Annotated in this window: 18 protein-coding genes; 14 read left to right on the forward strand and 4 right to left on the reverse strand. The window is 34.1% G+C overall.

Annotated elements, in window-relative coordinates:
* The first annotated feature begins 113 nt into the window (after window positions 1–113).
* The 6 genes from HM990_RS04860 (at window position 114) to HM990_RS04885 (ending at window position 5,560) form a co-directional block, all read left to right on the forward strand.
* Window positions 114–2,021, forward strand: a complete 1,908-nt coding sequence (locus HM990_RS04860) for a LysM peptidoglycan-binding domain-containing protein (RefSeq protein WP_178987864.1) — start codon at window positions 114–116, stop codon at window positions 2,019–2,021.
* A 108-nt stretch (window positions 2,022–2,129) separates the two neighbouring features.
* Window positions 2,130–2,666, forward strand: a complete 537-nt coding sequence (locus HM990_RS04865) for a DUF922 domain-containing protein (protein WP_229719369.1) — start codon at window positions 2,130–2,132, stop codon at window positions 2,664–2,666.
* A gap of 74 nt (window positions 2,667–2,740) precedes the next feature.
* Window positions 2,741–2,968, forward strand: a complete 228-nt coding sequence (locus tag HM990_RS04870) for a DUF3820 family protein (RefSeq protein ID WP_178987865.1) — start codon at window positions 2,741–2,743, stop codon at window positions 2,966–2,968.
* 229 nt (window positions 2,969–3,197) lie between these two features.
* Window positions 3,198–3,794: a hypothetical protein gene (locus HM990_RS04875; RefSeq protein ID WP_178987866.1), complete on the forward strand. Its 597-nt coding sequence runs from the start codon at window positions 3,198–3,200 to the stop codon at window positions 3,792–3,794.
* Window positions 3,795–3,980: 186 nt separating this feature from the next.
* Entirely contained in the window at window positions 3,981–4,898 is a 918-nt protein-coding gene (locus HM990_RS04880) for a hypothetical protein (protein ID WP_178987867.1), read from the forward strand.
* Window positions 4,899–4,909: 11 nt separating this feature from the next.
* Entirely contained in the window at window positions 4,910–5,560 is a 651-nt protein-coding gene (locus HM990_RS04885; RefSeq protein WP_178987868.1) for a hypothetical protein, read from the forward strand.
* An 8-nt stretch (window positions 5,561–5,568) separates the two neighbouring features.
* Here the strand turns inward: HM990_RS04885 and HM990_RS04890 are convergent, their stop codons facing one another.
* Together HM990_RS04890 and HM990_RS04895 are read right to left on the reverse strand one after the other, a co-directional pair.
* The gene (locus tag HM990_RS04890; RefSeq protein ID WP_178987869.1) at window positions 5,569–6,069 is read right to left on the reverse strand and encodes a hypothetical protein; all 501 of its coding nucleotides are present in this window, start codon (window positions 6,067–6,069) and stop codon (window positions 5,569–5,571) included.
* The gene (locus HM990_RS04895) at window positions 6,044–6,718 is read right to left on the reverse strand and encodes a DUF6794 domain-containing protein (protein WP_178987870.1); all 675 of its coding nucleotides are present in this window, start codon (window positions 6,716–6,718) and stop codon (window positions 6,044–6,046) included. The genes HM990_RS04890 and HM990_RS04895 overlap by 26 nt, the downstream gene beginning before the upstream one ends.
* Before the next feature lie 268 nt (window positions 6,719–6,986).
* Here HM990_RS04895 and HM990_RS04900 point away from each other — a divergent pair, with 268 nt between their 5' ends.
* The gene (locus tag HM990_RS04900; protein WP_178987871.1) at window positions 6,987–8,606 is read left to right on the forward strand and encodes a CTP synthase; all 1,620 of its coding nucleotides are present in this window, start codon (window positions 6,987–6,989) and stop codon (window positions 8,604–8,606) included.
* Between the two features lie 135 nt (window positions 8,607–8,741).
* Window positions 8,742–10,646, forward strand: coding sequence for a membrane protein insertase YidC (gene yidC, locus HM990_RS04905; protein ID WP_178987872.1), 1,905 nt, complete (start codon window positions 8,742–8,744; stop codon window positions 10,644–10,646).
* 393 nt (window positions 10,647–11,039) lie between these two features.
* On the opposite strand, the gene HM990_RS04910 is transcribed toward yidC, so the two are convergent.
* Complete coding sequence (locus tag HM990_RS04910) at window positions 11,040–12,041, reverse strand: fasciclin domain-containing protein (RefSeq protein ID WP_229719370.1); 1,002 nt, start codon at window positions 12,039–12,041, stop codon at window positions 11,040–11,042.
* A gap of 63 nt (window positions 12,042–12,104) precedes the next feature.
* Between HM990_RS04910 and HM990_RS04915 the strand changes: the two genes are divergently transcribed.
* The 5 genes from HM990_RS04915 (at window position 12,105) to HM990_RS04935 (ending at window position 19,529) form a co-directional block, all read left to right on the forward strand.
* Window positions 12,105–12,815 carry a toxin-antitoxin system YwqK family antitoxin gene (locus HM990_RS04915; RefSeq protein WP_178987874.1) on the forward strand — a complete coding sequence of 237 codons (711 nt, stop codon included), beginning with the start codon at window positions 12,105–12,107 and terminating at the stop codon, window positions 12,813–12,815.
* A gap of 260 nt (window positions 12,816–13,075) precedes the next feature.
* Entirely contained in the window at window positions 13,076–14,263 is a 1,188-nt protein-coding gene (gene mnmA, locus HM990_RS04920) for a tRNA 2-thiouridine(34) synthase MnmA (RefSeq protein ID WP_178987875.1), read from the forward strand.
* A 21-nt stretch (window positions 14,264–14,284) separates the two neighbouring features.
* Window positions 14,285–15,901 (forward strand): S8 family serine peptidase, encoded by a 1,617-nt coding sequence (locus HM990_RS04925; RefSeq protein WP_178987876.1) that lies wholly within the window; start codon window positions 14,285–14,287, stop codon window positions 15,899–15,901.
* 202 nt (window positions 15,902–16,103) lie between these two features.
* On the forward strand, window positions 16,104–17,045 hold the full coding sequence (locus tag HM990_RS04930) for an NAD(P)H-dependent flavin oxidoreductase (RefSeq protein ID WP_178987877.1): 942 nt from the start codon (window positions 16,104–16,106) through the stop codon (window positions 17,043–17,045).
* Between the two features lie 501 nt (window positions 17,046–17,546).
* Complete coding sequence (locus tag HM990_RS04935) at window positions 17,547–19,529, forward strand: monovalent cation:proton antiporter family protein (RefSeq protein ID WP_178987878.1); 1,983 nt, start codon at window positions 17,547–17,549, stop codon at window positions 19,527–19,529.
* A gap of 125 nt (window positions 19,530–19,654) precedes the next feature.
* Here HM990_RS04935 and HM990_RS04940 read toward each other — a convergent pair whose 3' ends face one another.
* A complete protein-coding gene (locus HM990_RS04940; protein ID WP_178987879.1) occupies window positions 19,655–20,149 on the reverse strand; it encodes a hypothetical protein in 495 nt (164 codons plus the stop codon).
* Window positions 20,150–20,665: 516 nt separating this feature from the next.
* On the opposite strand from HM990_RS04940, the gene HM990_RS04945 reads away from it, so the two are divergent.
* Complete coding sequence (locus HM990_RS04945) at window positions 20,666–22,483, forward strand: glycoside hydrolase family 2 TIM barrel-domain containing protein (RefSeq protein WP_178987880.1); 1,818 nt, start codon at window positions 20,666–20,668, stop codon at window positions 22,481–22,483.
* Window positions 22,484–22,643 lie beyond the last annotated feature (160 nt).

Raw genomic sequence — 22,643 nt, forward strand, 5'->3', positions numbered from 1 at the left:
CCTACTGGTCACTGAGCGAAGCCGAAGTGCAATCGCAGTTAACAATAAAAATAGAAAAGTGAATCTAGTCACTGAGTGTAGTCGAAGTGCCTAATTACAGTAATATATTATACATGAAAAACATCTTAACCATCATATTAATTGCTTTTACAATGGGCTTGAGTGCCCAGAATTATATTGAGCATACCGTAGAACCAGGTGAAACTATTCAGGCTATTGCAAAAAAATATTTGGTTACACCTCATGATATTTATGCGTTAAATCCGGATGCTAAACGGAAATTTCAACCGAATACGGTTTTGATCATTCCGAATTCTAAAGTGAAGAATGATTCAATTGTAGAAGATAGAAGAGAGCTTATCGGTTATAAAAATCATAAGGTAAGACGTAAAGAAACTTTATATGGCTTGGCTCAAGAACACAATGTTTCAGAAGAAGAAATTAAGAAGGCCAATCGCTTTCTATATTCAGAAAATCTCAAAAAAGGGGATAAGATTAGAATTCCAAGGTACAGAACTGTAGTTTCCAAACAAACCTTGAGTAATACAATAAAAAAATATACGGTTCAACCCAAAGAAGGAAAATGGAGAATTGCCTATAAGTTTGGAATTTCCGTATCGGAATTAGAAGCTTTAAATCCGTTTATGAACGAGACTATTCAGCCAGGTGATGAGCTTAATGTACCGAATATAAAAGATCAAGAAGAAAAAGCGATTGACACGACGTTCAGTTATTATGAAGTATTACCAAAAGAAGGTTTTTTCAGACTGAAAGTGAAGCTGAACCTTACACAAGATCAATTAGAACAATTAAACCCTGAATTAAAAGAAACAGGATTAAAAGCAGGAATGGTTCTAAAAGTGCCAGAGGGCGTTAATGCAACAGGCAGTTTAGAAACGGTAGAAACCACCAATTTAAAGGGCAGTTTAAGCAATTTTAAGACGAAGAAACTGGCGTTAATGATGCCTTATCGTCTCGACAGAATTGATGTGGATGCCGTTGAGGAAACCAAAGATAAAATTAAGGATGATAGACGATTATCTGTGGTTTTGGATTTTCATGTTGGTGTGATGATGGCTTTAGATTCTGCTAAGCAATTAGGGATTTCGACTGATTTAAAGGTGATGGATACACGTTATCATGTTTCGGCAACAAGCGAATTATTGGACGATAATGATTTTTCAGACTATGATGCCGTTATTGGTCCTATGGAAGAAAAGAGTTTCAATCGGGTTGCGCTAGCTTTACGCTCAGATAATATTCCTGTTATTGCAGCTATGAACAAACCAAAAGAGGTGTACAGTAATGTGTTTCAAACCATACCAGAAGAAAAATTGTTGCGCAAAGCGATGATCGATTTTATAAAAGCTGATAGTTTAAAAACCAGAGTCGTTATCATTTCAGATCAAGCCCATAAAACGACCAGTGAAGCCTTGCAGAAAGAGTTTCCTAATTCAAAACTGATTCTTTCTAGAATGGATAAGAAAGATAAAACTAAAGATGCTCATTTTATTTATCATGCTGATTTACAGAACGTCTTTGCTGCTGGTAAGACCTATGTGCTTTTAGAAACCGACAATAATGCATTTGTGTCTAGCGTTATTAGTATGCTCAATGGATTGGTAATTGAGAAAACTGAAATTATATTAGCGACAACAGATAAAAATAGAGCTTTTGAAGGGAAAGATATAGACAATAATAATTTGTCTAATTTAAAGTTTCACTATCCATCGATTCATAAGGATTTTGATGAAACTAAAGCCAATGGTTTTGTTAAGACATATCGAGAGGAATACGGCGTATCGCCAAGTAAATATGTGTCTCGTGGTTTTGATATTACTTTAGATCTTTTAATGCGCTTGGCTTCAGCAGAAAATTTATATGCAGCGTCAATGGAATCGATTGAAACGGAATACGTGGAGAATAAGTTTCGATATAACAAAGCGCTTTTTGGAGGTTATGTAAATCAGGCTGTTTATGTAGTGAAATTTGATGATTTACGAATTGTCAATGCGAATTAATGGGTTTTAAAATGTTAGTTAAAGATGATTTTTTGTCTTATATCGTAGTTTTTATTCTTATTAATAAAAAGATTTTACTTTTAAAATCAGTACTTAAATAATTACCCCGTGAAAAACCTACTTATTATTTTAACCTTCTTTTTTGTCGGTAATTTTTCTAACGACCAAACCATGGTTTGGAATGAAACAACCAAGCTCACTTGGGCAGATTTCAAAGCCAATCCTGATATGGAATCTGATGCTGTTGCCTTAACAGCGTCTGGAATTACCTTTGGCTATTCCGTAAGAACATCTGATGAAAAAATCGTCGATTTTTCTACAACGGTCGAGGCTCAATTTTACCCTAATAAATCTTGGTATTTAAAAGAAAAGGGAAATGCGCACATATTGGCACACGAACAATTACATTTTGATATTACCGAACTTTATGCACGTCAATTTAGACAGCAATTAACAAAGCTTAAAGCGAATCAAAATGTAAAAAAGCAAATGAACAAACTGCATGTTACCATTAACGAAGCTGTTAATGAAACCCAACAGCGCTACGATAAAGAGACCAACCATTCCATGAATATAGAGAAGCAAAAAGAGTGGGAGGCGTTTATAGCAAAGGAGCTTAAAAGTTTAGATGAATTTAAGTCATAAACGCCTACTTTTGACTAGTTCAAGATAAACTTCATCAGGAAGTTCTTTTTTAACATCCACAATACATAACTAAAATGGAATTAGACGGTACCGTTTTAATTGAATTGGCACACTACAAAATGCCTTTTGGCAAATACAAAGACCAATATTTGATTGATATCCCAGAATATTACTACATCTGGTTTCAGCAAAAGGGATTTCCAGAAGGCAAGCTCGGTCGCATGATGGCACAGATGTGCGATATTAAAATTAACGGTTTGGAAGAATTGATTTATACGATTCGTCGGGATTTTAGGAAGTGATATTAAGAGCTTTGATAATTGTATTGTCAATACAACAGTATAACATTATTTTTTTCAACGATACGTGCACAAGCTTAGCATAATAAAACTAAGATAGCTCAAACTTTTCACAAAGTCATTCAAGTAAAAACTAGTATTTGCAAAGTATAACAAAATTCAAAACCCTAACCTTGACACTTAATATTGTCAGATAATTACTAAGTTTGTTTAACCTAAATTCTATAAACCCATGAGAAACGCACTTAGTTTCATGCTTTTTATATTTTGTGTATTTCCTATTTTTGGTCAAATAAAAACAGCTTCTGGAGATATTTCTGTTTTGGCTGGTGAAAAAGAACTGTCTGTATCTTTTGGCTATGACCATATAAAAATACACGGCTTTGACTCAGAGGAAGAATTTATAAAAGATAAAGTAAAAATCAGGGAAGATCATAAACTAGGAACTGGTAAACAGTTTAGAGATTCATGGTTTGCGGACAGAGATACCGTATATGCACCATTATTTATTAAGCACCTGAACCACGCCTTACCTGATGAAAGGAAAATCTCTGTTTCAAGAAACAATCCTGAAGCAAAATACAATTTGCATGTTGAAACCTTGTGGGTGTATCCTGGCTATAATGTAGGAATGCAACAGCCTGCAAAAATAGAAGTACGACTTCAGCTATATGATGTAGAAAGCCCAGAAAAGATAATTTGGGAATCAAAATCGCCAATACGTATAAAAGCAAAGGAAGCACCATTTAAGAGAGAGGAGCGGATTGGAGCAGCTTACACTGCATTGGCGATTAGCATGTCTTGGTTTTTGAAAAAAAAGGCCAAATAGCAGAAAGAAATGAAGTAAAATTTTATGTATGGAATGATTTATAACCCTACATTCAAAATGTGTTTTGTCTATTTTATTTGTAAATATTAACAACTAAACTATAAAAAAGCCGTTACAACTGTTTTTTATAATGTTAAGTAAAAGTTAATGGTATATTGTCCATCCTTTCCCTAAAAAAGGATATGTATGGTACTAAGTTCACATTTTAAGAAGGCAAAATTTGGCATAATCACGCTTCTTATTTTTATATGTTTATCAGTACTTTCGGTGCGGCAACTTTATCCCATATCTCAAGATGCTAATAGTAAATCCGACTTAAAATTTGAGATATTTTCCTTTGCCCTAAATGACACGAATAACAGTCCTATAAAGTCAGCTTTTTTTGCTAAAGATTGTTATAAATCGTTCTTAAAATTAAAAGAAAGTTCCCATATTTTATTTGCATCTTCAGCGTCATATGCATCTTCAATTACTAAATCAAGAAGTTTACCTGTTGGTTTTTGTGCTGAAAAAGGTGTGGTTCTCAATAAATTACCACATCAATTTATGGATGCTTTGGTAATCATCCACGACAATCACCCAGAAATTAATTCGATGAAGATTATCGATTTAGATAGGGAAAACTATGAATGTTATTCTGGAAAATGTGATTCTTACGTTAATAATAAGAACATAAGAAACGAGCCTTCAGAAACTTTTTCCTTTATAAATACTATTGAAACACAGAACATATCCAGTTTTCAAACGCAATTGGTTTATACCAAATTTAAAACGGATAGTGAGAATTTCAAAAAATTAACCAACGGCACTAATGATAGAAGCAGACGTTTTTTAGCGATATGTGAAAAAGATGACGTTTTATACCATGTAATTGTAGATAGCAGAAATAATGACTATCTGATGGCTTCTGCTCAAAAAGCCTTGATATATTTAAGAGGTCAAGATTATGAAGTTGATACCATGATTAATTTAGATACTGGAAGTAAGGACATTATGTATGCTCTAGAAGGCGATTATTTAAAAAATCATAGGCCAAATCCGCTAACATCATCTGCTAAAATTGAAAATGCTTCTAGTCTATTGGTGTATTATACCGATATTTAGAGTTACTTTTTATGTGCCCCAAAAAACTAACCTTTCTAATCCTTATCTTTAAACTTGCTTTTGGGTTTTCTCAAAATCATGAGAAGCAAGATAGCATCGAAAATACGCTTAAAACCGTTTCCGTTGATAGTTTGTCCTATGTTTTTAAAAATTACAATATAGAGGATTATGCGAACGCTGTCGCTATTGCTGTTAAGATGTCAAATGATCAGAACAATATAAAGATCAAAGAAAAAGGCGTTAACCTTATGGCTACTTTGGCAAGGAATTTTACTAAACTAGTCACGAGTAAATATGTGGACCTAGACGATGAAAGAGTGGTGCGATTATTAGAGCGTTTTGAAATCGAAAAATATTACATAGAAAAGCCAAAAGTATCCAGATTCATAAAGTTGATGAATTATTTGTGTAAAGGAGATTACACCTACGTGCATCACAAGTTAATAGGGACAAGAGCTTACAATATACTTTGGGTGTTTGTTTTCTTATACTTTTCCATTTTTCTTTTCAGCTATTCAAATAAATGCGATTGGAAACACGAAAAGAAGTTTAGAAAATTCACCTTGTTTTCCATTGCTTTGTTAATCATACTTTTTATTCTTTTTAAAAGTACTTGTCATGGCAACATTAAGGATTATTCATTTTACGGAATATCTGTTTAGCAAAAGCTCTAAATTTTAGACCTCCTGTTCAAATACAAGAAGTAGACAACCAGAAGCAAAAAGAGAAGCCACAGCGAGCCAATACTGCTATACTCTATAGTATTGAAAATATTCACAAGGTTTAAACGGCTTAAATATTCTGTTTTTGAAAGGTCATCGTAAAGTGACATTACTTTGTTATCTGACCAAATCTGTACTAAGGGCTTAGCTATTGAAGCAATTATAATAAGAGATACAAATGTTAGCCATGGCAGCTTTGACGTTTCAATCTTTAATGTGGTTATTTTTTTCTTAAGAATAAGCATAGTAATTATACTGAAGATAAAAGTCGTTACAAGACTAAAAGCCGGAATATAATAGCGAAAATGAATATCAATAAAACCATCTGAAAGGCCATAATGGAAATAGCCATAAATTAAAGTTTCAATAATGGCATGTACGGCACTGATTAGCGCAAATCCAAATAATACCCAAAGAATAGGGTTATAGATTGATTGTTTCTGTTTCATTGGTTGGTTTTATTTGGCTTATTTTCCATGAGTTGCTCAAAGGAATCGTAAAAGAATTTCCCTCGTATATTTCTTGATAAAGAATCTCTGTATCATTATTGCTCTTATTGAGTAATTTTAATTTGAATGAGGCATCGAGCGAATCCTTTGTTATGGATTTTTCTATCAAAATCGCTGTAACTTCCAAATCTTCCCCTTCCCTAAAAACCCATGAGTTGTCAGGACACTCAAAATCTATGGCATTGTTGTGTTCGTCAACAGGAAGACGTATGGCTATGGCATCATTTACTTTAAAACTCGAGTAAGTTTTAATAGCTTTTGCTTTAATTGATTTTTCACAATCTTCAATAGGTTTCCAATAGGCTTTTACGTTTTCAACTTGATGTTGTAATTCAAGCTGCTCTTGGTTAGTATAATTAAAATAAGTGTTGAGTATTAAACCAGATTTATCCTTAGGTCTATAAACACCTAAAGAATCAAAAAATGAATTTAGTTTTACTGAAGCTTCGTGATTTTTTAAAAGATGATTTTGTAAATCATCCTCAATAGCATAACCGTAATATACTGGTGCAAATTCTTTATATTCTAAAGTGTTGAATTTTTTCCGTTGTTCGTCATTCCAATGATCATCCAGATAATTAAAAGCCATTTTTAAGGTATTCGGAACCACTATTTTTTTCTTGCAAGAAACGCATACAGAAAATAATAAAATGATAAGGAATCGGAATTTCAAAAATTTTAGGGTTTTAATTCACTTACGAATTACGACTATTTTCATTAATTCGCAAATTATATCCGTTGTATGCCTCAATAAAACAGAGGTTTGTCCATCTCAGCTATAACATATTAACAAACCATAAACAATTCATAGATTACTCGTTTTATTTCGTAATTTTGCCTGCGTTTAACAACGTACCATGACCACAAACCCTAAATACATTTTTGTAACAGGAGGCGTGTCTTCTTCTCTCGGAAAAGGCATTATAGCTGCATCTTTGGCTAAACTCCTACAAGCCCAAGGTTACAGAATTACCATCCAGAAATTAGATCCATATATTAATATTGATCCAGGCACCTTAAATCCTTATGAACATGGCGAATGCTACGTTACCGATGATGGTGCAGAAACCGATTTGGATTTAGGCCATTATGAACGTTTTCTAAATGTGGCTACATCACAGGCCAATAACGTCACGACAGGTAGGATTTATCAAAGTGTTATCGATAAAGAGAGACGTGGTGAATTTTTAGGAAAAACAGTTCAGGTGATACCTCATATTACAGATGAAATAAAACGTAGAATTCAAATTTTAGGAAACTCTGGCGATTATGATATTGTCATTACCGAAATTGGTGGAACCGTCGGAGATATAGAATCTTTACCATATATTGAAGCCGTTAGACAACTGGAATGGGATTTGGGAGAACATAACACTTGTGTGATTCATTTAACTTTGGTGCCTTATTTATCTGCTGCTGGCGAATTAAAGACCAAACCCACGCAGCATAGTGTAAAAACCTTGATGGAAAGTGGTGTACAGGCTGATATTTTGGTATGTAGAACAGAACATTCGCTTAATGAAGGTTTAAAAACTAAATTAGCGCGTTTTTGCAATGTAAAAAAGGAAGCGGTTATTGAATCTATTGATGCGTCTACCATTTATGATGTGCCAAATTTAATGTTGGATGAAGGTTTGGATAAAGTGGTTTTGAATCAATTACAACTGAAAAGTGATAAACCAGATCTAAAAAATTGGAATCAGTTTTTAAAACGTCACAAAAACCCTAAAAGTGAAATTACTATTGGTCTGATTGGTAAATATGTAGAATTACAGGATTCTTATAAATCGATTTTGGAATCTTTTATTCATGCAGGAGCAGAAAACGAAGTAAAAGTGGTGGTAGAACCGATTCATTCTGAATATTTATCTGTAAATAATATCGAATTCAAATTAGGGCATTTAGATGGTGTTCTGGTGGCACCAGGTTTCGGTGAACGTGGTATTGAAGGTAAAATTGATGCGGTTCGTTTTGTCAGGGAAAATAATATCCCATTTTTAGGTATTTGTTTGGGTATGCAAATGGCCGTTATTGAATATGCCAGAAACGTATTGAATATAAAGGACGCTAATTCAGTAGAAATGGATGAACAGACGCCAAATCCAGTCATTAGTTTAATGGAATCGCAAAAAAATGTGGTTAATAAAGGTGGCACAATGCGTTTGGGAACTTGGGACTGTAAACTCGAAAAAGATAGTATTGCTTTCAAAGTTTATAAAACGGAAACCATAACAGAAAGACACAGACATCGGTTTGAATTTAACAACGATTATAAAGCGCAATTTGAAAATGCAGGATTAAAACCAACTGGTTATAATCCTGAAACAGGCTTAGTGGAAATTGTTGAGGTTCCTGAAAATAATTGGTTTGTAGGTGTGCAATACCATCCAGAATATAAAAGTACCGTAAGAAATCCACACCCTTTATTTGTGGCGTTTGTAGCTGCGGCTTTAAAATATAAGAAGAAGAAAAAATAATATGCCACTTTGGCGCAAATGAAGTTTTGGTTAGCTATTTGATTTAGCCAATTGTTACTTTATTAGGACCTGTCATGTTAGATACTGAAACTAATTCAGCATAAAAAAATCGGACAGGTCTAAAACTGAAATTAAATGGAAGAAAAGAAATTAGACATTCGATCTATAATAGGTTTTGTCCTCATATTCGGAATTTTGGTATTCATGATGTACCAGAATCAACCAACACCAGAGGAACTTGAAGCTCAGAAGAAAGCAGAGCAGGAGCAAGTTGAAGCCGAAAAGAAGGAAAGTAAGCAAGATGAACCTTTGGTTACCACTTCAGAAAATTATACCAATACACAAGCTTTAGATTCCACGCAGCAAGTTGCACGCCAGAATAAATTAGGTGCTTTTGGTTATGCGGCAACTTTGCCAGGAGAAACTGTTACAACCGTACAAACCGATGTTTTCGAACTTGAGTTTAGTCGAATTGGTGGTCATTTAGCACAAGTTAAACTGAAGAACTTCGTAGATTATGATTCTGTTCCCATTTATTTGGTAAAGGATAATAACAGCGCATTCAATATTACGTTTGGTACGTCAGACAACCGAACATTCAATACACAGGATTTACCGTTTCAACCAAGTGTCACTAAAAGTGGAGCGAACACAGTAGTTTCCATGAAATTTAAGGCTTCCGAGAATGCGTTTTTAGAATATCGTTATGAGTTGAAACCTAATGATTATATGATTGATTTTTCAATCAGGTCGCAAGGTTTGAGTGGTGTGTTTAATACGTCTCAACCTGTTACTTTAGACTGGAAACAAAAAGGACTTCGCCACGCAAAAAGCATTAGTTATGAAAATCGTTACACCAGATTAACATATATGCACGATGATGGTAAGGTTGATAAATTATCACAAAATGGCGATGATGATGAAACGGTTGAAGATGTAGAGTGGATATCTTATAGACAGTTCTTTTTCAGTTCTATTTTAGTTTCAAATGATAGCCCATTTAAAAATGTAGCAATGACCTCCAAGGATTTGGTAGAGGATGACGAAGTTGATACACTTTACACAAAAACGTACACCTCTAAGTTACCATTGGCATATAATGGAGGCGAACTAAATGAAAATTTAGGCTTGTATTATGGCCCAACTAAAGCAGAGGTTTTAAAAACATATGATAAAGGTTTAGACGAGAGTATTCCTTTTGGTTGGGGAATTTTCGGATGGATAAACAAAATTATTTTCATTCCGTTATTTGGATTTTTAATTCAGTATTTACCACATGGAATTGCCATTATCGTGATGACCATTATGGTTAAAATATTATTGTCTTTTGTGCAGTATAAGCAATTCCTGTCACAAGCGAAGATGAAAATCTTAAAACCGGAACTAGACGCTGTCAGAGAAAAGTATAAGGACAATAAATTAAAAGCACAACAAGAAACCATGGCCATCCAGAGTAGAGCTGGTGCAAGTCCGTTAAGTGGCTGTTTGCCAGGTTTAATGCAGATTCCTGTGTTTTATGCCTTGTTTCAATTTTTCCCAACGGCTTTCGATTTAAGACAAAAAAGTTTTCTTTGGGCAGACGATTTAAGTTCGTACGATTCTATTTTCGAATTGCCGTTTCCAATTCCATTATATGGAGACCACGTGGCCTTGTTTCCAATATTAGCAGCCATCGCTATTTTCTTCTATATGAAAATGACTACTGGTCAGCAAGCAGCAACACAGCCAACACAAGAAGGCATGCCAGATATGGCGAAAATGATGAAGTATATGATTTACTTCTCGCCAATCTTAATGTTGGTATTCTTTAACAACTATGCTTCAGGTTTAAGTTTGTATTATTTTATTTCTAACTTAATTAGTATTGGAATTATGTTGGTAATTAAAAACTACATTATTGATGAAGATAAAGTACTTGCTAAGATAGAAGTGAGTAAAACTAAGCCTAAGAAACAAAATAAGTTCCAGAAGAAAATGGCTGAAATGATGGAGCAAGCAGAAGCACAAAAGCAAGCCCAAAAAGGGAAGAAGAAGAAGTAACTAGAATAAGATGATAATTATAATGAGCCTTAGTTAACTACTAAGGCTTTTTTTATGTCTTGATGATGCTTGTGATTTACATTTAAACTTTTATCAAAGAAGAAATAAAGATTATTCAAGAAAAGATCGCGACTTATTTCTCAAGGCAAGTTGCAAATCTGTTGTTGTAAAAATTAGCATTAAGGATTGATATAAAAGTTGATGTATATTTAATAAATTCGATATTCAAAATGGTAGACTTTGATTTAAAAAGGGCTTAAACTATTGGTGTCATTGAAGAATATTTCAAAGTACGATAATAAGAAAAGCCCAAACTTAAACACAGCTTGAGCTTTTCACTAACTAAAAATCAACCATTATAAATAAGGTAATCAGCCTTAAATTTTAATTTTTTTATTGAGGTGGCGTTAAAATTACTTTGTCAATGACATGTACAACGCCATTCATACTTTGAATATCTACTAATGATGTCACAATATTGCTTACTCGTCCGTTTGCATCTGTTAAGGTAAATGCGGTATTATCAGCAGTTATTTCTCCGCCTAAAGTTGGTACAGCACCGTTTGGTAATCCGGTCGATTGAATATTTCCACTTACAATATGCATTAATAAAACTGCATCTGTCGTTTCGGCATTTAATTCTCCTGTTCCTTCGCCAAAACCACTTAGGTTTAATTCAGTTAATACATCTCCGAAAGCAGTATTAGTTGGGGCAAATACCGTAAAAGGACCTGCATTAGCATCAGAAACAACATCAATATACGATGGCTGTACTGTTGGATCTCCCGTATCGGCATAAGCTAGAGCAGAAACCAAAGTACTTAAAGCATCATTTGTAGTAGCAAAAGTAGCAATAGTTGGTAAGCCAATAACTTCATCAACGATATGTACAATTCCATTGGTTGCCGTATTATCTGCATCGATAACTTCGGCTCCACCATTCAATACAACGCCATTTGCGGTCGTAAAATACAAGCTTAAATTTGCTCCGTTTGGACCCGTTGCCATTGTATTGGTATAACCAGAACCTGCAGTGACTAAGTCGGTTGAAGGAATTGCACTACCAATAATAACGTGATTTAATAAAATATTTCTTACTAAGGCTTCTTCAGCTGTTGATAAATTGTCTAAATCTAAACCAGTATCATTTAGCAAAGCTGTAAATGCATCATTATCTGGCGCAAATACGGTAAAAGGTCCCGTACCTTGTAAATCGTCTACCAAACCCGTTGCAGTTAATGCAGCTGCCAAAGAAGTTAAATTGTTAGCCAATGCAACATCCACTACTGTAGTCGTTGTTAGAATTGGCGCATCGTCATCATCACTACATCCAGTTAAACCTATAACCAATAGAAATACTGTAAGTAATTTTAAGTTTTTTGAAATAATTTTCATTTTTTTGAGTTTTAAATTGTTCAACATTCAAACCTTAGGTGGTTTGTCTAACAAATATACGATATGGTTAAACAAAAAGTTTACGTACTTTTCATTTTAACATTATTTTTAACAACTTTGAATGCTCAAAAAACGGTTAATCAGTTTGATAAAGACGGTCTACGACACGGTCTTTGGACAAAAAACTACCATAAAACCGACCAAAAACGCTACGAAGGTGTTTTTAAGCATGGTAAGGAAATTGACTCATTTAAGTTCTACACATTATCTGAAGGAAAAAGCGTGTTGAGTGCTGTAAAGGTTTTTAACGCTAAGGATAGTATTGCAGATGTTACCTTTTTAGCTTCTACTAAAAAAATAATTAGTGAAGGCAAAATGAACGGTAAGCGTTTCATTGGAAAATGGATTTTTTATCATAAAAATTCTTCGGTAAAAATGATTTTAGAAAATTATAATGATGAAGGTCTACTAGAAGGAGAGCGCTATGTGTATTTCAAAAATGGAGAACTTGCCGAAAGTGCTAATTATAAAAATGGTAAACTACACGGCGAATCCAAATGGTTCTCAGAGAAGGGCGTATTGTTAAGGCATACACAATATCAGGATGGCGAGTTAGAAGGAAAGACCATTAATTATGATGCCAATGGCAAAAAAACGTCTGAAGGCAATTATGTTAAAAGTCAGAAAAAGGGTGTTTGGAAATATTACAAAGATGGAAAAATGACTAAAGAAATAGACCATACAAATAATGAGGTCATTAAGAAATACGAATAGGTTTAAACTATCATGATAATAGAATTTTGAAATGGCAATCCTAATAAGATTGCCTTTTTTATTTTGTAATTTTGCCGAGGTTTTTTTGACCAAATTATATCGTTACAAATACTGTTAAGTTGTTAGATTGTCCCCTTGAGGATTAGTGAAAAACAAAATATTCTTTGTTTTGAAACTACCGAGCGCAGCTCTTAGGGGTGTTTCTTGTAACATTTAATTGTTAACTAAATAAAAGGTACCTGATTTCACAGGTAGTAAATATGAAAAGAGTTATCGTAGGACTTTCAGGAGGAGTGGATTCTAGCGTTGCAGCCTATCTTTTAAAAGAACAAGGCTACGAGGTTATTGGCCTATTTATGAAAAATTGGCACGACGATTCCGTAACCATTTCAGATGAATGTCCATGGTTGGAAGATAGCAACGATGCCATGTTAGTGGCGGATAAATTAGGAATTCCTTTTCAGACCGTAGATTTAAGTGTGCAATACAAGGAACGTATTGTTGACTATATGTTCAACGAATACGAAAAAGGAAGAACACCAAATCCGGATGTACTTTGCAATCGCGAAATTAAGTTTGATGTCTTTATGGATATCGCTTTGGAGTTAGGGGCTGATTACGTCGCAACAGGTCATTATTGCAGAAAAGGCACCATTGAAAAGGATGGAAAACAAATTCATCAACTTTTAGCTGGTACAGACCCTAACAAAGACCAATCTTATTTTCTTTGCCAGTTATCACAAAAACAATTGGCAAAGGCTTTATTTCCTATTGGTGAATTATTAAAACCAGAGGTTAGGGACATCGCGAAGGCCCAAGATTTAATTACGGCCGAAAAGAAAGATTCGCAAGGGTTGTGTTTTATTGGTAAAGTAAGATTACCAGATTTTCTTCAACAACAACTCAAACCAAAAGAAGGGGTGATTGTTGAGGTAAACGATACCTTTGAAACTTATAACCAGAAAATACCAGAGTTTAATTCAAAAGAAAACGAACTCCAGTTCCTGTCCAAAAAACCAAACTATACTTTAGAGGATGGAAAGGTAGTGGGTAAACATCAAGGCGCTCATTATTTTACCAAAGGTCAACGCAAAGGTTTGGGAGTAGGCGGTACTGTTGAGCCTTTATTTGTCATAGATACCGATGTGAAAGACAATATTATATATACAGGCCAAGGTAAGCAGCATCCTGGTTTGTATCGCAATGTGCTATTTGTAACTAACGAAGAATTACATTGGATTCGTGAAGATTTGGCTTTAAAGGAAGGCGAAACTATGTCAGTAATGGCAAGAATTCGCTACAGGCAAGCGTTAGAAAAAGCAATGCTCTACAAAGTAGCTTCTGGCTTGTATGTGGAATTCGAAAATAAACAATCCGCAATTACTGAAGGTCAATTTGTAGCATGGTATATTGAGGATGAATTAGTAGGTTCAGGAGTTATTTCTTAAATTGCATTAAAAGAAAAAGCTATGATTAAAAAATTAACCATGCTTTTATTGCTCTTCCTCTCAATAAAAAGCTATGCACAAGAAGACGCATGGGTTTACCTTACGGACAAATCAAATGTTTCTGCTTCAATTGCTAATCCTATTAGCATCCTTACGCAAAAAGCAATTGATAGAAAGCAACAACACAATATTGCAATTGACGAACGCGATGTTCCTGTGAACGAAACGTATATTTCAGATTTAAAAAACCAAACGGGAATTACCGTTATGGCAAAATCAAAATGGTTTAATGCGGTTCATGTGAGAGGAACAGAAGAAAATATCAATGCGTTAAGTAACTTATCTTATGTTGAAACCGTTGATTTTGCAGATGAAAACTTAAACACCCTATCAAGAAACGCTTCCAATTTAAATAAAACTGAAATAGAAGATGAAACTATCGATTTTATGTATGGAAACACACAAAATCAGGTAGCCATGATAAATGCAGACAATTTACATCTGGCAAATTTTACAGGTGAAGGTATAACGATTGCCGTGATGGATTCTGGTTTCCCAAATGTCAATACTATGGATGCATTTCAACGTTTACGAACTAACAACGATTTGTTGAATGGTTATGATTTTGTAGATGGGACTTCAGAGGTTTATGCCTTTTCAGGAAGTAACCATGGGACAAAAGTGTTGAGTACCATGGCAGGTTTTGTAGAAAATCAATATGTAGGAACCGCACCAGATGCCTCCTATTATTTATTCAGGACTGAAGATTCGGGAAGTGAAAATCCCGTTGAAGAAAGTTATTGGGTGGAAGCTGCAGAACGCGCAGATAGTTTAGGTGTGGATCTGATAAATACCTCGTTAGGTTATCGCATGTTTGATAATCCTAATTATAATTACTCACCAGAAGACATGAATGGTCAAGTCGCTTACATCACAAAAGGCGCATCAATTGCTGTTCAAAAAGGTATTTTGGTGGTTGTAAGTGCTGGTAATGCTGGTGCAACGTCATGGCAAACGGTTGGTGCACCTGCAGATTCGCCAGATGTCTTGTCTATTGGTGCCGTGGATGCTGATGGGAATTATGTGGCATTCAGCTCCCAAGGAAGTGCAGCTCAAGTTGGTTATCAAAAACCAGATGTGGTGGCTAGAGGTGGAGCGGCTTTTGTTATTGACGAATTTAATACTATTGTTCAGAATAATGGTACATCCTTTAGTGGACCCATAATGTGTGGTGGCATTGCGTCTTTGTGGCAAGCTATTCCAAATGCCTCACCAACAGCAGTGATGGATTTTGTAAGACAATCAGCGTCGCAATTTACAGCACCAGACGAATTTTTAGGTTTCGGTATTCCAGATTTGGATTTGGCTAGAACCTTGGCATTATCGCTTGAGGAGGATTTTATAGAAGCGTTTAATTTCTATCCGAATCCTGTAAAAACGGAATTAAACCTGTTGTTTCCATCAGTTGCAACGCAATTAGAGCTTTCCATATTCAATAATTTGGGTCAACAAGTTTTGCAAAAAGCAGTTCAAATGGATTTTAAAAAAGTTGACGTTTCAAATTTAGCTACAGGTATTTACCTTCTAAAGCTTTCCACCGAAAGTGATTCGAAGACTTTTAGATTTATAAAGAATTAAGAAAATCTCAAGTTGTTCTTTCTAAAATGAATGCTTGTTAGGAACTCGACCTAAGATTATTTTACTTAAGAAATGAATTGTAGCGAAAGGTCTATATAAAACATCCTCTAAAACTTATGGTGACATTAAATTAAAATACTTTTCTACTCCTAAGAAAAATGAAAAGAATTAACTTTCCTTTTTATAAAATAGTACTCAAATTATGACCAACAGAATTACAAAACTATTCAACATAAAATACCCAATAATACAAGCTGGAATGATTTGGAACAGCGGCTGGAAATTAGCTTCTGCGGCTAGTAATTCAGGAATCTTAGGCTTAATTGGTGCAGGTTCCATGTATCCAGATGTATTGCGAGAGCATATTCAAAAATGCAAGGCAGCAACCGACAAACCATTTGGTGTTAACGTTCCCATGTTATATCCAAATATTCAGGAAATTATGGATATTATCGTTGAAGAAGACGTGAAGATTGTTTTCACTTCCGCAGGAAATCCAAAAACATGGACCAAATGGTTACAGGATAAAGGCATAACCGTTGTGCATGTGGTCAGTAGTGTAAAGTTTGCCTTAAAATCACAAGAAGCCGGAGTCGATGCCATTGTTGCCGAGGGATTTGAAGCTGGTGGTCACAACGGAAGAGATGAAACGACGACCTTAACCTTAATACCAATGGTAAAAGAGCAACTTGATATTCCGCTGATTGCAGCAGGAGGCATTTCAACAGGACAAGCGATGTTGGCTTGTATGGTTTTAGGAGCAGATGGTGTACAAGTTGGTAGCCGGTTTGTAGCTAGTGTAGAATCATCAGCACACCAAGCTTTTAAGCAAGTTGTCGTGGATGCCAAAGAAGGTGATACGCAATTGACCTTAAAAGAATTAGCACCTGTACGACTGATTAAAAATAAGTTCTTCAATGATATCCAAGAACTATACAAGCAATCACCAACACCAGAACAACTTATTGAATTATTGGGAAGAGCCAGAGCAAAACGTGGGATGTTTGAAGGCGATTTAGATGATGGCGAATTAGAAATTGGACAGATTGCTGGATTGATTCATGATGTGAAACCAGTTGCTGAGATTGTGAAGGATATGGTTGCTGAGTTTGAGGAGGCTAAGAAAATCGTGACTTTATTGTAAACTCTGATGGAACTGTTATATGTTCTGACTGAATATAAATAAAGGATTTATAATTTTTACTAAATTAATATGGTTAAGAGCTAAGTATTTAACTAAGCTAAATAGATATTATGAATGCTCTCATGATTTCGTTTTTAATTTTTTGTTATACAATTGAGGCAAAAGCCCAAAATTTATTCTTCATTGGATAAAAATAAGTTATCCTTGTACAGATTCAATTGCCTTATAATCAAATAGAGACGATGGTAATGACTTAAATTGAGCAATAGCTTATTCGTAAAGATTGGCACAAGACTAAAAAAGCAATTTCAAAAGTCTTCAAAGTCGACATCAGTTTAAAGTGTATTTTGTGTAGAAACATTTGAAGAATACCTTAACGTTATTTTTGGAAAAAGACTGAAAATGAATCTCCCAAACCAAATAGAAACTGTTATTTTTGTGATGTTATAAACTATAAGAAAAACAAGGATTTAACTATTTAAATACAATTTAAAACGACCAATGCACATCCCATTATTAAATGATATACTTATACTTTTAGGGTTTTCAGTTGTCATAGTTTTTGTACTTCAAAGATTAAAATTGCCATCTATAATAGGGTTCTTATTAACCGGTGTTATTATTGGTCCGTATGGATTAAGTCTTATTAAAGCCGTTGAGGAAGTAGAAATTTTATCGGAAATTGGTGTCATCCTCTTGCTTTTTGTCATTGGAATGGAATTATCTATAAAGCAACTGGTTTCCATAAAAAAAACGGTCTTTATTGGTGGATTTTTACAAGTAGGTATTACTGTTGGTGTCGCTTCGCTTGTTTATAACCTTCTGGGAAATACTTGGAATGAATCCGTATTTGTAGGCTTCCTTTTTTCATTATCAAGTACCGCAATTGTTTTAAAAACCTTGCAAGATCGACAAGAGCTTTCCGAGCCTCATGCCAGAAATGCCTTGGCAATATTAATATTTCAAGATATCATAGTAGTACCAATGATGCTTATTACGCCTATGATGGCTGGGGAAAATAATGATTTGGGCATGAGCATATTCAAGCTGGTTTTAAAATCGGCATTTGTTGTAATGGTTACTTATATAAGTGCGCGTTACATTGTACCTAAGCTGATGCACGCGGTGGCAAAAACGAATAGTAAAGAATTGTTCCTATTGGTGACCATCACACTTTGCTTTGCCATTGCTTTTTTTACATCTGAGCTAGGTTTATCCCTGGCATTGGGTGCTTTTATTGCAGGACTTATTGTATCAGAATCAGAATATAGCCATCAAGCCACAAGCATTATACTTCCTTTTCGTGAGCTTTTTACGAGCTTCTTTTTTGTCTCTGTAGGGATGTTATTGGATTTAAACTTTTTCATTCATAACGTTCTAATTATCTTACTTATCGTTGTCATAGTTTTAATTGTCAAATCGTTAATTACTGCAATTGCAGTAGCTGTTCTTAAATACCCAACAAAAACCGCGATATTAACAGGTTTGTCATTGTTTCAAGTTGGGGAATTTGCTTTTATACTTTCGAAAATAGGTATAGAGTATAATTTATTAACTCCTGAAACTAACCAATATTTCTTATCCGTATCTATTGTATCCATGATATTAACACCTTTTGTCATTATTTTCTCAGAGACTATTGCAGGTCGGTTTGTGGGAGTTTCAAAAAAGTTAGGGTTCAATAATAAAACGGATTCCGATTTGAATATTGGGGAAACTATTGATTCTGGCTTAGAAAATCACTTGGTAATTATTGGATATGGAATTAACGGAAGCAATTTAGCCAAAGCAGCAATAGCTAGTAACATTCCTTTTATTGTAATAGAGATGAATGCTGAAATAGTGAAACAGGAAAAAGCAAAAGGATTACCAATTATTTTTGGAGACGCTACACAAGACCATATTCTTGAAACGGTACATCTTTATAGAGCTAGAGCAGCTGTGATTGCGATTTCGGGTAATCATGCCACAAAAACGATACTTAAAAATATTCGTGCTATATCTGATACTTTATATCTAGTGGTTAGAACTCGATACATAGCAGAAACATCAGAACTTTTGGCGTTGGGTGCAGATGATGTGATTCCTGAAGAATTTGAAACCTCCATTCAGATTTTTGAACATATTTTGCACAACTTCTTGGTGCCAGAAGGCGATATTGAACAATTTGTTGAGAAGGTAAGATCTGACAATTATCAATTATTTAAAGGCGAATTAAAACGCCCAAAAACCTACATCAAGAATGAATTGGCTGATTTTAATATTTCGTGCTTACGCGTGCGATCTGATAGTAATAAGTTTTTGGGAAAACCAATAAGAGAATTGGACCTAAGAGCTCTATATGGTATTAATATCTTGAGTATTAAGAGAAAGAACGTAATGTTAGAAAGTGTACAGCCGGATGATGTTTTAAAACAAGGTGATGTATTATATATATTAGGTGAACAAAGTAATGTAGAGCGGTTTCAAAAGTTAATAAAATAATACGGCTAAATTAGAATTAGCTTTGTAGACCATAACGGGTAGTTTTTATTAAGTTGGCATATAAAAAAACTCCAAAATCAGTTAATAATATTGGAGTTTTATAAATATCAAGTTTGATAATTTTTCTAATTCATTTCTTCTGTAGCATCCATAAGTAGTTGCTCTTTTAGGGACTTATGTTTTTCCATTATTCTTTGATGCTCATTTTTCATCAGTTCGTGGTCCTTCCTCATTCTTTCGTGCCATTCTTTCATATTATCAATCTTCTCATTTATTTCGTTAGCACTTAATTCATCGAAATTTGAATCGGTATTTTTATGCGCTTCCATAATCTCTTTATGACTCTTTAAGATCGCATCGTGACGTTCTAGCATCATACCGTGTTGTCTCATATCTTCTAAAACAGTAGAATCCTTAATTTCCATACCTTGTAATTCTTCCGAAAACTTATTGTGTTCATCAATCATCTTGCTATGATGCGATTCCATATCTTGGTGTGCTGTTCTTATACTATCACTTTTTTTAACCACAGTATCGTATTCAGCCATCATTTCCTTTTTTTCATTATCGCAACTTAAGACCATTACAGATAATATTATTAATACATATAGTTTTTTCATAATTAATTAATTTTTAAATTTTTGAACTTAATGTAAAATATTATTTCTAGGACTAATATATTGTCTCAGATGATTTTATCACTAACTTAATCCATAAAATGCATATTGTGATTAACTTAATTGATCTTAAAAAAATGAATACCTTTAAGTCAGTTTAAAATTAAATTATTTTTTGAAATTGAAAGGTCGTATGAGCAAGTGCCAACATCAGAGCGTCCAACTGAATTATTAGGAAGAGCCAAGGTAAAACATGCCATTTTTGAAGGCGATTTAGACGATGAAGAATTATAAATCGGGCAGATTACTAGTTTGATACATGATTTGAAATCGGTTGCTGAGATTTTTGAAGGATATAGTTAATGAGTTTGAAGAAGCTAAGCAAAACAGGGTTGCATTTTGATGCTATTTATAAATAAATGGTAATTCTATAGTGGTGGAGATTATTTAACTTGTAAAACTAATTTCCCTTATCGCCATCAAGTTATTAAGGTTGGCATTCAATTTAAAATTTAAAATATGAGTAAATATCAGATACGATTAGTGTTCATTCTTCTTATTTCTATAGCTATTGGCACTAGTTATGCACAAACTACTATTAAAAAAATTAATGGAAATTGGGAATTACTAGTTGATGAAAAACCATATGAAATCAAAGGCGTAACATTTGGATATGACAGTGATATTGATAATTATGATGCCTATTTTAAAGATTTAAAATTTCTGGGCGTAAATACCATTAGAACTTGGGCAACAGGAAATAATACAAATGCGTTACTAGATGCTGCGCAAGAAAATGGTATTAAAGTTATGCTTGGTATATGGATGCGTCATGGGCGACCTGGAATGGAAGATGATGATAGCTTTAACTATCTTAAGAATACCGAAGGAAAAGAAGATATGTACCAAAATGCTCTTGAGGTAGTTAAGACTTATAAGAACCATCCTGCTATTCTTACTTGGGGAATTGGAAACGAAGTGTATTTAAACACAGAAACAGATGAAGAAAAAGTGGCATATTCTCAATTATTGGAACGCATTTGTAGTACAATCAAAGGAAACGACCCCAATCACCCTATAACATCTGTTGAAGCTTGGACATTTGGTTTAGATTGGTGGCAAAAATATGTGCCTTCACTAGATATTTATGGATTAAACAGCTATGGAGCCGGAGCTGATCTGTTAGCTAATGAACTTAATAAAAAAGGGATAGATAAACCTTATATATTGACTGAGTTTGGAGTAACTGGTGAGTGGGATATAAAACAAGAAATTAACGGCGTAAAAGTTGAACCGAGTGATACTCAAAAATACGATGCTATTGCCAATGGTTACGTAAATTGGATACAGAATAAACCAGCGAATTTAGGTGTGTTCGTTTTTCATTATGCCAACGGCGGCAATTTTAGTGGTCCTTGGTTATTTACGCATTATGAAAGTATGACACGTCCTCAATATTGGGCCATACGCGAAGCTTACACAGGAAAAAAACCAATTAATAATGTACCAGAAATCAAAACCTTTGAGCTGACTAGTGCTAAAGCTGAAAGTGGTACTTGGATTCCTCTTAAATTAGACGTTTTAGACATAGAAAATGATAGTTTAAGCATTAGTTTTAATTATAACCAACGAACTGGAAGCCGCAAGCGCCGTGATCAAATAAACAAATTGGAGTTTCGTGGAGATATTAAAAACGGCTTCGAAATACAATTGCCTAAAGAAGATGGTTCCGTAAAAATATATGCTCTTGTAAAAGATAGTTATAACAATGTTGGTATTGCTTCTACAGGAATTGTTGTTTTGGATGATGAAGCAAAAAACATTAAATATTTGGTGCCAAAAGTAACCTTACCTTTTTATGTGTATAAGGATGGAGAGGACGATCCTTTTACTGCTTCAGCATTTATGGGAAATTATAAAGTGATGAATGTAGATACGCAGTATAAAGGAGATGTATATTCAGGTAAAGCAGCATTAAAAATTAGTTATAACCAAGAATATGATTGGTATGGTTTAGGCTTGGTAAATCCAGCTAATGATTGGGGTGACATTCTAGGAGGTTATAATATTTCAGGGGCTAAGAAATTTTCTTTTTGGGCAAAGGCTAACAAAAAAAATGTGACAGCCACTTTTGGTTTTGGACTTATTGGTAATGACAAACCTTTTCCTGATACAGCAAAAAAATCTAAAGAAATTAAGCTTACTACTAAGTGGAAAAAATATGCTATCAATATAAAAAATCTAGACTTAACTTGCATTAGATCGGGTTTTACTATTTTTTCGAGTAGTTATGGAAGTAGTCAAATTATTTTGATAGACAATGTGGTTTTTGAGTAGGCTTACATTTTGATAAAAACTATGGCACGAAAATTCTCATTTAGATAATTGAAACATAAAAGAATCTATATCAAAAAGCAATTTATAAACTATTAAATAAAACAAAAAACTCCGATACTATAATAAGTATCGGAGTTTTGTATTGTAATCGCTTTTAGTT

This window comes from Winogradskyella schleiferi, from assembly GCF_013394655.1.
Taxonomy (GTDB): Bacteria; Bacteroidota; Bacteroidia; order Flavobacteriales; family Flavobacteriaceae; genus Winogradskyella; species Winogradskyella schleiferi.